The organism is Oerskovia jenensis, assembly GCF_016907235.1.
GTDB classification, from domain to species: Bacteria; Actinomycetota; Actinomycetes; order Actinomycetales; family Cellulomonadaceae; genus Oerskovia; species Oerskovia jenensis.
Genome location: NZ_JAFBBO010000001.1, coordinates 2,220,004 through 2,234,377, shown reverse-complemented (window position 1 = coordinate 2,234,377; position 14,374 = coordinate 2,220,004). Strand labels below are relative to the sequence as shown.

Below are 14,374 nucleotides of genomic sequence, written 5' to 3'. Positions count from 1 at the left end.
GAGAGGGAGATCGTGGACGATCGGCTCGGCGCCCAGGCCGTCGTCGCTGCGACGGTAGAACACGGAGCGCCCCTCGACCTCCACGGTGCTCTCGGTCCGACCGGCGATGTTCGCGGCCATGGAACCGGTCGTCGGCGAGCGGAGCGGGTGGGCTCCCCTTCCTGACCCGTTGACACCCGCCCCCTCGCGGGTGTGCGCTGGAATCTCGCGCCAGGGAGCACCGGGAGTCTCGGGGAGAACCCATGTCTCGCATCGCCGGCTGGATCACGCACCGCTACGCCAAGTGGGTCGTCATCGCCTTCTGGGCGGTCGTCCTGGCCCTGACCGCGCCGCTGGCCGGCAAGCTCACGGGCGCGCAGGACAACGACGCCACGTCGTGGCTCCCGGCCGACGCCGAGTCGACGCAGGTGCTCGACGTCGCGAGCAGCTTCACGTCGCCCAACACGATCCCCGCGGTCCTGGTCTACGTCCGCGAGTCGGGCCTGACCCCCGAGGACCTCGCCAAGGTCTCCCAGGACGTCGCGACCTTCGGTGAGCTCGACACCCTGGACGGGGACGTCGTCGGGCCGATCCCGTCCGAGGACGGGCAGGCCGCCCAGGTGATCGTGCCGCTCGACCTGGGCAGCGAGGGGTGGAACCTCGCGGCCGACGCGGTCTCGGACCTGCGCGCCACGGCCGAGGACGGCGCGAACGGCATGGACGTCTACGTGACGGGCCCGGCGGGCGCGGCCGCGGACTCGTCCAAGGCGTTCGAGGGCATCGACTCGACGCTTCTCTACGCAGCGGCGGGCGTCGTGATCGTGATCCTGCTGCTGACCTACCGCAGCCCCACGCTGTGGCTCCTGCCCGTGGTCTCGGCAGGCGTCGCGCTGACCGTGTCGCAGGCCGTGGTCTACGTCCTGGCGGACACCACCGGCCTGACCGTGAACGCGCAGAGCGCGGGCATCCTCACGGTCCTGGTCTTCGGCGCGGGGACGGACTACGCCCTGCTGCTCGTCGCGCGCTACCGGGAAGAGCTCCGCCGCCACGAGGACCGGCACGAGGCCATGTCGCTCGCGCTGCACCGCGCGGGCCCGGCGATCGTCGCGAGCGGCGCGACGGTCGCGATCGGCATGCTGTGCCTGCTGTTCGCGCAGATGAGCTCGACGGCCGGGCTGGGGCCGGTCGCGGCGGTCGGGATCGTGGTCGCGCTGCTCGTCATGCTGACGTTGCTGCCCGCGCTGCTCGTCGCGACGGGCCGGTGGGTCTTCTGGCCGCGCGTGCCGCACCTGGGCGACGACGAGCCCACCGAGCACGGCGTGTGGGCGCAGTTGGGCGGCCGGATCGCGAAGCGGCCACGGCGCGTGTGGGTCGTGACCTCGATCGTCCTGGCCGTGCTGGGACTGGGCATCACGCAGCTCGACGCGAACGGGCTCTCGAGCGCCGAGTCGTTCCGTGGCGAGCAGCCCTCGATCGTGGGCGAGCAGGTCCTCTCCGAGCACTTCCCGGCGGGGTCGGGGTCGCCCGTGGTGGTCGTCGCGGACGACTCGTCGCCCGCCGCGGTCGCCGCGGTGCACGACGCGTTCGCGGGCACCGAGGGGATCGACGCCTCGACCGTGACCGAGCCCGTGTCCGCGGGCGGGTACGCCTACATGGAGGGCACGCTCACGTCCGAGCCGGACTCTCAGGCGGCCTACGACACGGTCGACCGGGTCCGGGACGCGGTCCACGCCGTCCCGGACGCCGACGCCCAGGTGGGCGGGGCGAGCGCCGTCACGCTCGACGTCCAGCGCGCCTCGGCCGCGGACAACATGCTCATCATCCCGATCATCCTGCTGACCGTGCTCGTCATCCTGGCACTGCTCCTGCGCGCGATCACGGCCCCGCTCATCCTCGTCGCGACGGTCGTGCTGTCGTTCACGGCGGCCCTCGGCGTGAGCGCGCTCGTGTTCAGGTACGTGTTCGGGTTCGAGGGCGCCGACACGTCGCTGCCCCTGTTCGTGTTCGTGTTCCTCGTCGCGCTCGGGATCGACTACAACATCTTCCTCATGACCCGGGTGCGCGAGGAGTCGCTGCGCGTCGGGACGCGGCGCGGCGCGCTGATCGGGCTGGCCGCGACGGGGGCGGTCATCACGTCGGCCGGGCTCGTGCTCGCGGGGACGTTCGCGGTGCTGGGCACGCTGCCCGTGGTCGCGTTCGCGGAGATCGGGTTCGCGGTCGCGTTCGGCGTCCTGCTCGACACGCTCGTCGTCCGGTCGGTGCTCGTCACGGCCCTCAACCTCGACGTGGGACGGCACATGTGGTGGCCGAGCGCCCTGGGCCGCAAGGAGGACGTGCCGGTCGAGGCGAACCCGGTGGTCCCGACGGGCGCACCGGTCCGCGAGTAGCGCGTCGCCCGGAAGGCCCACGCCCGACGGCGGAACGCGCCTCCCGGGGGGCAGCGCCGTCGGGCAGGGGTCAGACCACGTCCTCGCGCTGCAGCCGGCGCAGGGTGATCCAGCCCAGCAGGACCGGGATCCAGCACGAGATCAGGCGGTAGAGCAGGACCGCCGGCAGGGCGATCGCGGACGCGATCCCGAAGCTCACGAGCCCGCCCGTGAGCGCGGCCTCGACCACGCCCACGCCGCCCGGCGTCGGGGCTGCGGACGCGAGCGTCTGTCCGACCATGGTCGAGAAGGCCGCGGCGATCGGGTCGCTGCCGCCGCCGAGCGCCAGGAGGCAGGCCCACAGGGTCGCGGCCGAGGACACCGTGGTGCCCATCGCGCCCAGGACCGCGAAGGAGAGCCGGCGCGGGTCCTTCGCGAGACCGCCGAGCTGGCGGAAGGCGGGCAGCACGTCGTCGCGCGCGTACGTGCGGACGGCGTGCCGGAACCGTGGCACCGCGAGCACCACGACCCCGGTGACGACGACCGCGACCGCCGCGGCGAGCAGCGCCCACCTGGCCCAACCCGGCACGTGGTGGTCGATGCTGCGCCCCGCGACGAGCGCGAGCACCGTCAGGAGCACGAGATGGACCAGGACCTGCACGATGCTCTGGAGCGCGACCGTGCCCGTCGCGAGCGCCGTGCTCATCCCGGACTTCGACAGGTAGCGGACGTTGAGCGCGAGCGACCCGACGCTCGCCGGGGTCGCGGTGCCCGCGAACGCGTTCGCGAGCTGGACGCGGGTGGTCCGCAGGAACGGCAGGTGCCTCGGGGAGCACGCGGCGAGCGACGCCGCGGCGGCGAAGAACCCCGTCGCGGCGAAGAACACGGCCAGGAGCGCCCACGCCGGCTGGGCGTCGCGCAGGGCCTCGCCCATGCGCGGGATCTCGCTGATCTCCGGGATGACGACGTACGTGAGGCCGCCGATGAGCACGAACCACACGAGCACGCGCAGGGCGTGGCTCGTGGGGGACCGGGTGGGCTTCGGGGGCGGGCCCGGGGCCTGGGGCTCGGGGTCGGGTGCGTGCGTGATGACGTGCTCCTTGCCGAGATGTGCGGGCCGTCCCGTGACCCTACCGACGCGCAGGGTCCGGCGCACCGGACCGTCCGTCGAGTGTGCAGTTCGGGTCGTCCCGGGCGTTCGGAGGCGACCCGAACTGCACGCTCGGCGTCAGGTGACAGTGGCTCAGTCGTTCGGCGTGACCTCGGGCAGCGGCGCGGGGCCGTCCGCGGGCACCCAGCCCTTGGGGGGCCGGACCGTCGGGACGTCGCCCACGATCGGCACCGGGCGGCGGTGGAACGGGAAGCCGTAGCGGGTCACGAGCCCCGCCAGTGTCGTCAGGCGGTTGCGGGGTCCGATGAGGCTCATGATGTGCACGAAGAGCCACGCGAGCCATGCGGTCCCCCGCGTGAGCCGGAGCTTCCCGGCGATGTCCGCGACGGCCGCGCGGCGTCCGATGACGGCCATGGTGCCCTTGTCGAGGTACCTGAGCGACGTCGTCGGGCGTCCTTGGACGAGCGCGCGGATGTTGCGTCCCACGACCTTGCCCGACTGGATCGCGGGCTGGGCGAGCTGCGGCAGGCCCGCGGGCGATACCGCGACGTCTCCCGCCGCGAAGTGGTCCGGGAACCCCTCGACCTGCAGGTCGTCGCCCACGCGGATGCGCCCGCCGTCGCCCAGGGGCAGGTTCCAGCGCGAGACCTCCTCGTGCGGGGCGACGCCCGCTGCCCAGATCGTGAGGTCCGAGCGGATGAAGTCGCCGTCGGTGAGCTCGACGCCGTCGGGCAGGACCTTGGCGACGCCCGCGCCCAGGTGCAGGTCGACCCCGCGACGCTGGAGCTCGCGCGCCGCGTACGTGCGGAGCTTGGCGGGGAAGGGCTTGATGAGCTCGGTGCCGCGCTGGACGATCTTGACGCTGAACGCGTCGCCGTGGATCTCCGGGTACGCGGGCGCCAGGCCCTGCGTGCGGAGCTCGGCGAGGGCGCCCGCGACCTCGACGCCCGTCGAGCCGCCGCCCACGACGACGACGCGCAGGCCGTCGTCGGTCCCCGGTGAGGCCGCGGACTTCTCGAGGCGGACGAACAGGGTGTCGCGGATCTTCAGGGCCTGCGAGCGCGAGTACATCGCGAACGCGTGCTCCTTGGCGCCGGGCGTGCCGAAGAAGTTGGTCGTGACGCCGTTGGCGAGGACGAGGTAGTCGTAGCGGATCTCCTCGTCGTTGAGGAGCCGGAGCGTCTTGGCGTGCGGGTCGAGGCCCACGAGGTGCTCGTGGACCACGCGCACGTTGCGCTGCCCCAGCCGCAGCGCGCGCAGGAAGTACGTGACGTCGCCCGGGTTCAGGCCGCCCGTGGCCACCTGGTAGAGCAGCGGCTGGAAGGTGTTGTAGACGCGACGGTCGATCAGCGTGACGCGCACGGGCGCGCCCGCGAGCGCCTTGACGGTCGCGAGCCCGGCGAACCCGCCGCCCACGACGACGACGTGGGGGAGCGGCGCCCCGGTGGGTGCGGGGTGCGCGGCGGTGCCGTCGTTCACTGTGTGCCTCTCGATACGTCTCGTGTGCGACACGACGATGTGCCGGGTGGTCCGGGGCACGAGCGTATGTCGCGCGCGGGACGGGTGCGAGACGGGTGCTCCGGCCCGAGACGGGTGCTCCCGCCCCTGACGCGAGCACCCGTCTGGGGCGGGAGCACCCGTCTCGTGGCGGTCGCGTGACGGGGATCACGGGGCCGGGTATCTGACGTCGTGTGGACAACGAGGGTTCCCGGCGCGTAACTTCGAACTGACCGGTCAGTCTAAAAGAGTGACCGGACCCGGAACTCTCGGAGGAACCCCCATGAACCAGCCCGTCGCACGGCACGGCAGCGACGAGGCCACGTACCTCGTGCAGGCCCCGAACACCGCGCCCGTCCCCGGATCCGCGGCGAACGTCACCAGGCCCGACGCCGTCGCGCACCTCCCGCAGGGCGAGCTCGCCGCCGCGGACATCGCCGACGACCTGACCCTGCGCGGCCCGCTCGGCGGCGAGATCGTCGAGCCCGACACCCCGCACCTCGGCGACGGCACGCCCCAGCACGCCGTCAGCGCCTACGACCTCCAGCTCCACGGCCCGCGCGGCCTGGTCTACGGCCCCGTCGACCTCGAGATCCCGGCCGGCGAGGTCGTCGTCCTCCAAGGTCCGCAGGGTGCCGGTCGGTCGAGCCTGCTCCTGACCCTCGCGGGCCGCATGGCCCCCGACCACACCCCCGACGGCTGGCTCGTCGTGCTCGGCGAGAACCTCACGGGCCGCCGCGCGCGCCGCACCGCGGTCCAGCGCCGCGCCGCGATCGCCGGCTTCCACGGGATCGACGAGCTCGACGACGCGGTCACGGTCGGGGACTCGGTGCGCGAACGCCTCACGTGGCTCGCGCCCTGGTACCGCCGGACCCCCAAGGTCACCCAGGAGGTCTACGAGCGCGTGGCCCGCCCCGTGTTCGGGCGCCGCGAGCTACCCGCGCTCGACGCCATGGTCTGGGACCTCGACGAGGTCGACGCCATGCTCCTGCGCATCGCGATCGCCCTGGCCCAGGACCCCGAGCTGCTCGTCGTCGACGACCTCGACCAGGTCCACGACTCGGCCCGCCGCCAGATCGTCTGGGGACGCCTCGAAGCCCTCGCGGCCACGGGCGTGACCGTGATCGGCTCGGTCGCCTCCGCGGGCGAGGTCGACGCGATGCGCTGGGGCCGTGCCCCGCACGTCGTGCGCCTCGCGACCGGCCCGCAGCTCGTCGCGGCCTGACCCTCCGGCGACTCGCACCTCCCCGCCCACGCTCCGCCGTCGGGCCTCATCCTTCGCACGAACAGAACGGAAAACACCTCTCGTGATGTCCTGGACCTCCACCGGTACGGAGCTGCGGCGCTTCCGCCGCGGCCTCCTGCCCAAGCTCGCCGTGGGCGCGATGATCTTCGTGCCCCTGCTCTACGGGGCCATGTACCTCTGGGCCTTCTGGGACCCGACCGGCAACCTCGACAAGCTGCCCGTGGCGATCGTCAACGCCGACACCGGCACCGAGGTCGACGGTGAACGCCTGGACGCAGGGGAGGAGGTCACGTCCACGCTCGTCGACTCGGGCGACCTCGAGTGGGCGCGCGTCGACGCGGCCGAGGCCGAGAAGGGCGTCAGGGACGGCACCTACTACTTCGCGCTGATCATCCCCGAGGGCTTCTCCGAGGGCATCGCGAGCGCCGCGGGCGACGACCCGCAGTCCGCGCAGCTCATGGTCACGTACAACGACGCGAACTCGTTCCTCGCGACGACCCTGGGCCGCAGCGCCATGACGCAGGTCCAGGGGGCGGTGCGCGAGGAGATCGGTGCGCAGGCCGTCGACAAGGTCCTCGTGGGCCTCGGCAGCGCACGCGACGGGTTCGCGCAGGCCTCCGACGGCGCGCTCACGCTCACCGCCGCGAGCGGTCAGCTCACCGACGGCGCGACGCAGGTCGCCGACGGCGCGACGTCCGCCGCCGACGGCGCGGGCACGCTCGCGTCGGGGATCGACCGGCTCGCCGACGGTGCGGGATCCGCCGTGACCGGTGCCGGGCAGCTCGCGACCGGTGCGGGTGCGCTGTCGGACGGCGCGTCCTCCGCGAGCGCGGGCGCCTCGAAGCTCGCCGCGGGCGCCTCGTCCGCGGCCGACGGCGCCTCGGCCCTCGCGGCCGGTGCGGCCACGACGCAGTCGGGCCTGGTCCAGCTCGCCGACGGCTCGCAGAAGCTCGTCGCGGGCTTCACGGCCCCAGACGGCCTCGTGGCAGGGGCCGACAAGGCCGCCGCGGGCGCCCAGCAGGTGTCCGACGGCGTCGCGCAGGTCCAAGGACAGGTCACCTCGCTCACCGGCAGTGTCCCCACGCTCCGCGCGCTGCTCCAGCAGAACGCCGCGACGCTCGGCGCCTCGGCCGACCCCCGGGCGCAGGCGCTCGCGGCCGCGAACCAGCAGGCCCTCGGCCAGCTCCCCTCGGACGCCGAGCTCGCCCAGAGCGCGGCCGGGCTCCAGGCCCTCGCCGACGGCTCGAAGCAGGTCGCGGCCGGGCTGCCCGCCCTCTCGACCGGCCTCAAGACGGCCTCTGCCGGGGCCGCGCAGATCGACGCGCAGCTCCACCCGGGCTCGGGCACGCAGACCGTCCGCGACGGCGTCGACGGCGTGGCCGCCGGGGCCGCGAACCTGAGCGACGGCCTCACGACCCTGCGCGGCGGTGCCTCCGACCTCGCGGCCGGGAACGCCTCGCTCGCGTCGGGAGCGGGCACGCTCGCCGCCGGCACCTCGTCCCTCTACTCGGGCGCCCAGCAGCTCGCGACGGGTGCGCAGTCCGCCGCGGCCGGCGCCGGGGCGCTCGCCGACGGCACCAGCACGCTGGCCGACGGCGCCACCCAGGTCGCCGACGGCGGGGCGCAGCTCACCGACGGTGCGCAGACCCTGACCGACAAGCTCGCCGAAGGGTCCGAGGCCATCCCCGACGACGGCACCGCCCTGCGCGAGCAGCGCGCCGACGTCATCGCGGCCCCCGTGACCGTCGCCGACCACGACCTCGCCGAGGCCGAGGGCTTCGGCGAGGGGTTCGCGCCGTTCTTCATCCCGCTCGCCCTGTTCGTGGGCGCGCTCATCACCTGGCTGCTCATGCGCCCGCTGCCCTCGCGGGCCCTCGCGACGCCCGCCTCGGGCCTGCGGACCACGCTCGCCGGGTTCCTGCCCGCGCTGTGCATCGGGTTCGCGCAGGTCGCCGTGATGCTCGCGGTCATCCACTGGGGCGTGGGCCTCGACATGACCCACGCGCTCGGGACGCTCGCGTTCACGACGCTCGTCGCCGCGACGTTCCTCGCGCTCCAGCAGGCCCTCATGGCGCTGCTCGGCCCGGCCGCGGGCAAGGTCGCGATCCTGGCGCTGCTCATGCTCCAGCTCGCGTCCTCGGGCGGCACCTACCCCGTGCAGACCACGCCCGCGTTCTTCCAGGCCATCCACCCGCTGCTGCCCATGAGCTACGCGGTCGACGGGCTGCGCCAGACCATCACGGGAGGTGTCGACGGACGGCTCTGGTTCGCGGTGGTCTACCTCGGCGTGCTGCTGCTAGCGTCGCTGGCGATCAGCGCCTGGCGGGCGGGTCGCATGCGCACCTGGACCCTCGACCGCCTGCACCCCGCGCTCGAGATCTGACGCCGGCCCCGCAGGAGCCCACGGCGACCGCACGACCACGCACCACGCACCACGACGAAGAGGCTGGACGAACGATGACGACGACCAAGGTGGACCCGACGGCGGACGGACCGGGCGCCGTCGGGCCCCTTGAGCCGGGTGTCACCGGTGAGCCCGCGACCCCGGGCGAACCGGCCGGGACCCGGCGCGAGCAGGCCTTCGCGGCCCGCCGTGCCGGGACCCGGCAGCAGATCATCGACGCGGCCGTGAGCCTCATCGCCGACCAGGGCTTCACGGCCACGTCCGTCGAGGACATCGCGGCCGCCGCGGGCGTGGCCAAGGGCAGCGTCTACTACAACTTCGGGTCCAAGTCGGACGTGTTCGAGGCCGCGCTCACGGGCGGGCTCGAACGCCTCACCCTCACGCTCTCCGAGGCCCGCGGGGGCCTGCAGGGCAAGGAGGCGCTCGCCGCGCTCATCGCGTCGCTCCTCGAGCAGATCCGCGCCCACCCCGACTTCGCCAAGCTCCTCGCGGCCGAGGTCTTCCGGGTCGGGCGCGAGTGGCAGGAGACGGTCGGGCACATCCGTGCGCGCGTCATCGAGTTCTACGCGGCCGCGCTGCGCGAGGAACGGCCCGGGGACGACGTGTCGCTCCTCGCGGCGTCGGTGTTCGGGGCCACGCTCGTCGCGGGCCTCGAATGGCTCGTGTTCCAGCCCGAGCGCGGGTTCGGCGAGGTGCTGGCCGCGGTGCTGGAGCTGGTCGCGGGCCTCTGAGCGCGGCCCCGCCGGCCGCGGGCGACGTACGCGCCCGCCGAGGGTCACGCGACAGCGGGACGCTCGTTCCGCCGTCGGGCCGCTGCACGGCTCAGCCCAGCAGCAGCTTCCAGCAGCCCACCCCGATGAGCCCCGCGAGCAGCGGCGCGACGACGGGCACCCACGCGTAGCCCCAGTCGGAGGGGCCCTTGTGCTTGAGGGGCAGGAGTGCGTGCACGATGCGCGGTCCGAGGTCACGGGCCGGGTTGAGCGCCGGGCCGGTCGGTCCGCCGAGCCCCGCGACGAGCGCCCACACGAGGAAGCCGAGGGCCATGTGCGCGAGCCCGGGCTCGGTCGTGGTCAGGGGCGAGTTGACGATCGCCAGGGCGCACGAGAACAGGATGACCGAGCCCAGCAGCTCGTTCGCGAACCCGTTCACGCGGCTGTGCGCGGCGTTGACGGTCGAGAAGGTCGCGAGGACGTCGTCGGTGTTCGTGGTGCGGTCGTAGTACGGCTTGTGGGTCGCGACGATCGCGAGCTGCCCCGCGATGGCGCCCAGCATCTGCGCGACGACGTACGGCGCGACGTCGGCCCACGGGAACAGGCCCCACGTCGCGAGCCCGATCGTGAACGCCGGGTTGATGTGGTTGCCGCTGATCCCGCCGAACATCAGGGCCGGGATCATGACGCCGAACCCGTAGCCCATCGCGATGAGGCTCCAGCCGCCGCCGTACCCCTTGGACCCCTTGAGGTGCACGTTCGCGACCGTGCCGTTGCCGATGATGATGAGAATCGCCGTGCCGATGAACTCGCACGCGGCACGCACCGCCAGGGAGTAGTCCGGATCCATGCGCACACCCTGCCAGGGGTGGGGTGCGGGCGGGCGGCGCGACACCCCGCGAGACGGGGCCTCGCGCGATCCCCGGGGATCGGGGACACTGCCGGTCATGGAGCATGAGGCTCAGGCAGGTCCCGGGGTACGGCAGGCCCGACGGCGTCGCTCGCCGCGGTCTGTCGTCGCACCACCGGTCGTGGTGGCCGCGGCGGGGGTGCTGACCCTGCTGCTCGCTGCCTGCGTGGCCGGGACCGGGAGCGAGACGTGCGTGAGCTGGGCGTCCTTCCCGGACGACGCGGCCCGGACCGAGCAGGCTGAGCTCGTGGTCGACGCGACCGTCGTCGAGCAGGCCGGGACCCGCTCGATGTTCGGTGCCGAGGCGAACGTGTGGTCGGTCGACGTCGGGTCGGTCGCGAAGGGAGATGCGGAGCCGGGCGAACGTCTGGAGGTCGTCTCGACGCCCCCGACGTGCTCGGGCGAGGGGTACCCCGAGGGCGACCCGCTCGACGTCGACGGCGAGGTGCGCCTGTACCTCAAGGACGCCGAGTCGTTCCAGCTCCCCGGGTCCGGCGAGGGGTGGGCGCTCATCACCCCGCTGGACGGGGTCGGGACGGTCCCGTAGTCCTGGGCGGGTGTCGCCGTCGCCCTCGACGGGTTCCCGTTCCTGTGTCGCGTCTCGCACCTTGCCCGTACGCTCGCGACAACCGAACTCCCCGCAGCGTCGCGTCGAGTGTGCGGTCTGCTGCTGGGAGACCAGTGGAGGAGAACGAGTGTGAGAACACGTCCGATCGTCCCGTCCGTCGCCGCGCTGAGCCTGGGGCTCGCCGCGGTGTTCGTCCCGCCGGCCGCCGCCGCGCCGCCGGCACCACCTGCCCCGCTCGAGGACCACGTCTCGGGCGCGGCCGTCATGGAGCACCTCGAGCAGTTCCAGGCCATCGCGGACGCCAACGGCGGCAACCGCGCGCTGGAGACCCCGGGGTACGAGGCCAGCGCCGCGTACGTCGAGCAGGTCCTGACCGACGCCGGGTACACGCCCGTGCGCCAGTACTTCACCTTCGAGGACCAGAACACCGACGAGCTGTCGCTCACGGCCGGCGGGGTCGCGGTCACGCAGAGCGTCTTCCCCGCGGAGTTCGCGCCCGACACCCCGCCGGAAGGTGTCACGGGACCGGTCGTCCAGCCGGCCGACGCCCTCAAGCAGGGCTGCACGGCCGACGCGTGGGCCGGGGTCGCGGCCACGGGCGGTGTCGCCCTGGTCAGCCGAGGGTCCTGCAACTTCTCGCTCAAGGTCGAGCACGCTGCCGCCGCGGGGGCTGCGGCCGTCATCATCTACAACAACACGGCGGGCCCCATCAGCCCGACGCTCGGTGGGCCCAGCGACGCGTGGGTGCCCACGGTCGGCATCACGCAGGCCGACGGGCAGGCCATCATCGCGGGGGTCGCGGGCGGGCAGACGAGCGCGACCTACGTGCTCCAGACCTCGATCGTCCAGCACGAGACGTTCAACGTCATCGCGGAGACGAGCACGGGCCGGTCGGACAACGTCGTCATGATCGGTGCGCACCTCGACGGGGTGCCCGAGGGGCCGGGCATCAACGACAACGGGTCGGGCTCGGCCGCGATCCTCGAGACCGCGGTCCAGCTCGCCGAGCACGGCGGCCCGCTCGACAACCAGGTGCGCTTCGCCTGGTGGGGGGCCGAGGAGGTGGGGCTGCTGGGGTCGACGCACTACGTCGACGACCTCGTCGCGAACGACCCGGCCGCGCTCGACCAGATCGCGACGTACCTGAACTTCGACATGGTGGGCTCACCCAACTACGTGATCGGGGTCTACGACGCCGACGAGTCGACGTACCCGGCTCCGGTCGAGGTGCCGCCGGGCTCGCCCGAGACCGAGGACGTCTTCACGGACTACTTCGACTCGATCGGGCAGGCGTGGGTCGACTCGGAGTTCTCGGGCCGCTCGGACTACCAGGCGTTCATCGCGAACGGCGTCCCGGCGTCGGGTCTGTTCACGGGCGCCGACGACGTCAAGACCGAGGCCGAGGTCGCGCTGTTCGGCGGCACCGCGGGGATCTGGCAGGACCCCAACTACCACTCGGTGAACGACGACATCGCCAACATCGACCCCGTCGCGCTCGACATCACGTCCAAGGCGATCGCACACGCCACGGCGTCGCTCGCGGCGGACACGTCGGCGATCAACGGCGTGGTCTCGCCCGTCGATCCGGAGCTGACCGACCTCGCCGCGACGGCGCGGTGCACGGGCGACGTCGTCCAGCTCTCGGTCGTCACGACCAACGGCGAGGACCGCCCGCTCGACGTGCGCATCACGACGCCGTTCGGGGAGAAGACGTTCAACCACGTCAACCCGGGCAAGATCGCGCAGCAGAAGTTCAACACCCGGTCCGGTGCGCTCGCCGCGGGCAGCGTGACCGTCAGGGCGTGGGACGACACGGGGTCGCAGGAGTCGTACACGCTCGACTACGCGGCGCTCACCTGCTGACCCGCCCGTGAGACCGAGGTCGCCGAGGTAGAGGCCGACCGTCGAGGTAGAGGGTTCGGGCCCTCTACCTCGACGGGAACCCTCTACCTCGGCGGCTGCGCCCGGCGGCGAGGTCAGGCCGGTGGGGCCGGGGCGTCCGGGGAACCCGGCGAACCCGGTGGGCCGGCCGCTGCGGCCGCCTCCGCCTCGCGCGCCGCCACGTTGCGCTTCGAGAGCAGGCTGTGCCGGTACCCGAACGACGCGTAGATCACGAGCCCGATCACGACCCACACGAGGAACCGCAGCCAGGTGAGCGTCGTCAGGTTCGTCATGAGCCACAGGCACGCGACGCCCGAGAAGATGGGCAGCACGGGCGACCAGGGGACGCGGAACCCGCGCTCGATGTCGGGGCGCGAGCGGCGCAGGATCGGGATGCCGAAGCTCACGAGCACGAACGCCGACAGCGTCCCGATGTTGATCATCTCCTCGAGCAGCTCGACCTGCGCGAGCCCCGCGATGAGCGCGACCACGATGCCCGCGCCCACCTGGAGGCGGACCGGGGTGTGGAAGCGGTGCGAGGTCTTGGAGACGCCGCGCGGCAGCAGTCCGTCGCGGCTCATCGAGAACATGACGCGCGTGAGGCCCAGGAGGAGCACCATGATGACGGTCGTCAGCCCGATGAGGATGCCGACCGAGATGACGCGCCCGGCCCAGTCCGCGCCCACCAGGATGAAGGCCGTGGTGAGCGACGGGTCGTCGGAGGCCGCGAGGTCGGTGTAGGAGACCATGCCCGTGACGACGAGCGTCACCAGGATGTAGAGGACCGTGACGACCGCGAGGCCGCTCAGGATGCCCTTGGGGATGGTCTTCTGCGGGTCCTTGGCCTCCTCGGCGGTGGTCGCGACCACGTCGAACCCGATGAACGCGAAGAACACGAGCGCCGCTCCCGCGAGCAGGCCCATGACGCCGTACGTCGTGGGCTCGAGGCCCGTGAGGAAGCCGAACAGGGGCTGCTCGAGCGCCGACTTCTCGGGCGCTGGCTGCGACGGCGGGATGAACGGCGTGTAGTTCTCGGCCTTGACGTAGAAGAAGCCGACGACGATCACGAACAGCGTGATCGCGACCTTGATGATCGTGAACACGCTGTTGATGCGGCTGCTGAGCTTGGTCCCGATCGCGAGGAGCGTCGTGAAGACCGCGACGATGAACACGGGCCCCCACTCGAGGTCCACGGGACCGATCGGGATGGTCAGCGGCAGGTCCACCCCGAACAGCGAGAACGCGTCCGCGAGGTAGATGCCCCAGAACTTCGCGATCACCGACGCCGCGAGCAGCATCTCCAGGATGAGGTCCCAGCCGATGATCCACGCGACGAGCTCGCCCATGGTCGCGTAGGAGAACGTGTAGGCCGAGCCCGCGATGGGCAGCGCCGAGGCGAACTCGGCGTAGCACATGACCGCGAGCGCGCACACGATCGAGGCGATGACGAACGAGATGATGACCGACGGCCCGGCGAAGTTCGCGGCGGCCGTCGCGCCGACCGAGAAGATGCCCGCCCCGACCGCGACCGCGACCCCCATGACCGCGAGGTCCCAGGCGTTGAGGTCCCGCTTGAGCGACCGTTCGGGGTCCTCGAAGGCTGCGAGGGACTCCTCGACGGACTTGAGTCGTAGAACACCTGTGGCCATCGCTCCAGTCTATCCGGCGGGTCGCCATCACGCGCGGTGGAGTGCCCGACGGC

10 protein-coding genes are annotated in these 14,374 nt (G+C 72.7%); 6 read left to right on the top strand and 4 right to left on the bottom strand.

The features are described from left to right. Nucleotides 1-242 precede the first annotated feature (242 nt). Entirely contained in the window at nucleotides 243-2,366 is a 2,124-nt protein-coding gene (locus JOD49_RS10025; RefSeq protein ID WP_205307056.1) for an MMPL family transporter, read from the top strand. Between the two features lie 70 nt (nucleotides 2,367-2,436). Here JOD49_RS10025 and JOD49_RS10020 read toward each other — a convergent pair whose 3' ends face one another. Both JOD49_RS10020 and JOD49_RS10015 read right to left on the bottom strand, forming a co-directional pair. Next, nucleotides 2,437-3,501: a lysylphosphatidylglycerol synthase transmembrane domain-containing protein gene (locus JOD49_RS10020; RefSeq protein WP_205307055.1), complete on the bottom strand. Its 1,065-nt coding sequence runs from the start codon at nucleotides 3,499-3,501 to the stop codon at nucleotides 2,437-2,439. 87 nt (nucleotides 3,502-3,588) lie between these two features. Further along, complete coding sequence (locus JOD49_RS10015) at nucleotides 3,589-4,935, bottom strand: NAD(P)/FAD-dependent oxidoreductase (protein WP_205307054.1); 1,347 nt, start codon at nucleotides 4,933-4,935, stop codon at nucleotides 3,589-3,591. 301 nt (nucleotides 4,936-5,236) lie between these two features. On the opposite strand from JOD49_RS10015, the gene JOD49_RS10010 reads away from it, so the two are divergent. The 3 genes from JOD49_RS10010 to JOD49_RS10000 all read left to right on the top strand — a co-directional run bounded on the left by JOD49_RS10010 (nucleotide 5,237) and on the right by JOD49_RS10000 (nucleotide 9,334). Continuing rightward, nucleotides 5,237-6,178 carry an ATP-binding cassette domain-containing protein gene (locus JOD49_RS10010; RefSeq protein WP_205307053.1) on the top strand — a complete coding sequence of 314 codons (942 nt, stop codon included), beginning with the start codon at nucleotides 5,237-5,239 and terminating at the stop codon, nucleotides 6,176-6,178. 85 nt (nucleotides 6,179-6,263) lie between these two features. After that, a complete protein-coding gene (locus tag JOD49_RS10005) occupies nucleotides 6,264-8,582 on the top strand; it encodes a YhgE/Pip family protein (RefSeq protein WP_205307052.1) in 2,319 nt (772 codons plus the stop codon). A 74-nt stretch (nucleotides 8,583-8,656) separates the two neighbouring features. Then, nucleotides 8,657-9,334 carry a TetR/AcrR family transcriptional regulator gene (locus JOD49_RS10000; protein ID WP_205307051.1) on the top strand — a complete coding sequence of 226 codons (678 nt, stop codon included), beginning with the start codon at nucleotides 8,657-8,659 and terminating at the stop codon, nucleotides 9,332-9,334. A 91-nt stretch (nucleotides 9,335-9,425) separates the two neighbouring features. On the opposite strand, the gene JOD49_RS09995 is transcribed toward JOD49_RS10000, so the two are convergent. Next, on the bottom strand, nucleotides 9,426-10,163 hold the full coding sequence (locus JOD49_RS09995) for an MIP/aquaporin family protein (protein WP_205307050.1): 738 nt from the start codon (nucleotides 10,161-10,163) through the stop codon (nucleotides 9,426-9,428). A 97-nt stretch (nucleotides 10,164-10,260) separates the two neighbouring features. On the opposite strand from JOD49_RS09995, the gene JOD49_RS09990 reads away from it, so the two are divergent. Continuing rightward, the gene (locus JOD49_RS09990; protein WP_205307049.1) at nucleotides 10,261-10,770 is read left to right on the top strand and encodes a hypothetical protein; all 510 of its coding nucleotides are present in this window, start codon (nucleotides 10,261-10,263) and stop codon (nucleotides 10,768-10,770) included. A 150-nt stretch (nucleotides 10,771-10,920) separates the two neighbouring features. Then, entirely contained in the window at nucleotides 10,921-12,654 is a 1,734-nt protein-coding gene (locus tag JOD49_RS09985; protein WP_307822481.1) for a M20/M25/M40 family metallo-hydrolase, read from the top strand. Between the two features lie 113 nt (nucleotides 12,655-12,767). On the opposite strand, the gene JOD49_RS09980 is transcribed toward JOD49_RS09985, so the two are convergent. Continuing rightward, nucleotides 12,768-14,321 carry an APC family permease gene (locus JOD49_RS09980; RefSeq protein WP_205307048.1) on the bottom strand — a complete coding sequence of 518 codons (1,554 nt, stop codon included), beginning with the start codon at nucleotides 14,319-14,321 and terminating at the stop codon, nucleotides 12,768-12,770. Nucleotides 14,322-14,374: the final 53 nt, after the last annotated feature.

Excerpts from the sequence above, each read along its gene's own strand:
- JOD49_RS10005 (WP_205307052.1), top strand. The coding sequence starts at position 6,264 with ATGTCCTGGACCTCCACCGGTACGGAGCTGCGGCGCTTCCGCCGCGGC.
- JOD49_RS09995 (WP_205307050.1), bottom strand. The coding sequence starts at position 10,163 with ATGGATCCGGACTACTCCCTGGCGGTGCGTGCCGCGTGCGAGTTCATC.
- JOD49_RS10010 (WP_205307053.1), top strand. The coding sequence starts at position 5,237 with ATGAACCAGCCCGTCGCACGGCACGGCAGCGACGAGGCCACGTACCTC.
- JOD49_RS09990 (WP_205307049.1), top strand. The coding sequence starts at position 10,261 with ATGGAGCATGAGGCTCAGGCAGGTCCCGGGGTACGGCAGGCCCGACGG.
- JOD49_RS09980 (WP_205307048.1), bottom strand. The coding sequence starts at position 14,321 with ATGGCCACAGGTGTTCTACGACTCAAGTCCGTCGAGGAGTCCCTCGCA.
- JOD49_RS10025 (WP_205307056.1), top strand. The coding sequence starts at position 243 with ATGTCTCGCATCGCCGGCTGGATCACGCACCGCTACGCCAAGTGGGTC.
- JOD49_RS10000 (WP_205307051.1), top strand. The coding sequence starts at position 8,657 with ATGACGACGACCAAGGTGGACCCGACGGCGGACGGACCGGGCGCCGTC.